1 protein-coding gene is annotated in these 1,719 nt (G+C 67.2%); it reads right to left on the reverse strand.

Annotated elements, in window-relative coordinates:
* A partial coding sequence (locus ACWEBX_RS40100) for a hypothetical protein (RefSeq protein WP_451889630.1) occupies positions 1–1,373 on the reverse strand: 1,373 nt, incomplete at its 3' end.
* Between the last annotated feature and the right edge of the window lie 346 nt (positions 1,374–1,719).

The following is a 1,719-nucleotide window of genomic DNA, read 5'->3' on the forward strand; positions in this document are numbered from 1 at the left end:
GCGCTGCCGGGGTAGTAAAGCCGCAGGTAGCCGTTGCGTTTGGCAGCCGGGATGGTGGCTGTGGCGTCGAAGGCCCCGGTGCTGTTGGGGGTGACCATGGCGATCGTCGACCAGCCGGTGCTGCCGTCGGGGGACTGCTGTACCTGGACCTTGCCTTGAGGGCACGGGCCCGGGGCTGCTGTGAGGCTGCCCTTTACCCGCACTGTTCCGGCGCCGGAGATCGTCCGGTCGGTCCAGGACAGGACGGAGCGCGAAAGAACATGCACCTGGGTACTGGCGTAGGCCTGGAGGAGGAAGCCGTAGCCGCCGATGCTCGCACTCCACCCGCCTTCGTTCTGCACGTCCGGGGTGGTGAGGGAGAAGGACCCGTCAGGCGCGGTTGGACGGATGGCCTGGAAGTGATCGGGGCTGCTGACGGCGATTGCGGTATCCGGGTCGTCCGTGATCAGGCCGGTCCACTGGTTGGTGGTGGGGCTCAGGTATTGGGCCTTGCCCCGCAGCGTGAAGCTGTTGCCGCGGACGACGGTGGCGGAGGCCTTCTCGACGACGACACGCGTCGGGACATACACCCTGTCGACCTGGACGAACGGGGAGTTCGTCGTGCCCATACTGCCGTTCATCGCGCCGACGCTCAGGGTTCCGTAGAGCTTGCTCGTCACCGAGTACGAGCCGTCAGCGGCCACGGACGGGACCCGCGTCTCCTGCGTGCTGTTCTGCAGAGAGGACAGATAGAGCGAGCCGGCCTCCCAACCAGGTGTGGTCAGACCAGTGGCTGGGTCGAAGGTGGACACCGTCCCGGAAACGGTCACCCATCGTTGCTCGTAGTCGACCGTGCCGCGGTCGGCCCGCGTGTCGGTGAAGACCGGCCAGTCGTTGTAGTTGATCTCCCCATGAGCCGGGTAGGCGGGATGGTCGCCGTCGGCGTCCGCGAGGTTCAGCGTTGCGTCGTACCAGCCGTGCGCCGCCAGGGACAGCCGTGTCGTGGTGCGCCAAGTGCCGTCGGTGGGCGTGCCGGAGACCAGCTCGAAGCCGGTGTCGACGGTCGTCACCGGCCGCTCGCCAGAGACTCTCAGAGCCAGCTGCGCCGTGACCGATGCCGGATCGATCGGTGTGTCGGAGGCGGCGTGGAACTCCAGGAAGCCGGCGTCGTCGGAGGAACTGCCCAAGGCGCTGATGACCGGCGCGACGGGACCCGGCGTATCCGCGGACGCGGGAGCCGCGAGGGACAGGCTCACCAAGCCGACGAGTATGACGCCGGGAACAGCACGGGATCGACGCACGCGGGGCTCCATCAATTCATGCACCACCAGAGGGGACAGGTCTTCTGACCAGCCAGAATGCGCACAGTAACGCGTGCCGGGATCCGCGATCACGCGGGGCCCCATGTCTTTGGGCAAGAAACACCCGGCCGTCCTTGAAGCCGTGCCTGTGGCCGCCGTCCTTGTCGTGGGAGTGGCCATTGCCGTCAGGGACTGCGGAGACGCGTTGCACCGATGACTCGGCAGTGGACCTTTGAGGTGGATGCGATGGGGCCAGGGGTGGGGGCGGTGCCGGTGATTGCCCGGTGAGCTGACGGGCGTCGGTAGGATCAGCGCTCTCACTGGGGGGTGTGATGCGAGCATCGGAGCGGGACGGCGAGGGGTAGAAGTGCGCGCTGACCGGGGACGAGGACGACAGCGATTTCTGGGGCTTTGCTCACGAGGCCGAGGGCTTTTTCAC

It is taken from the genome of Streptomyces sp. NPDC005070, assembly GCF_053600395.1.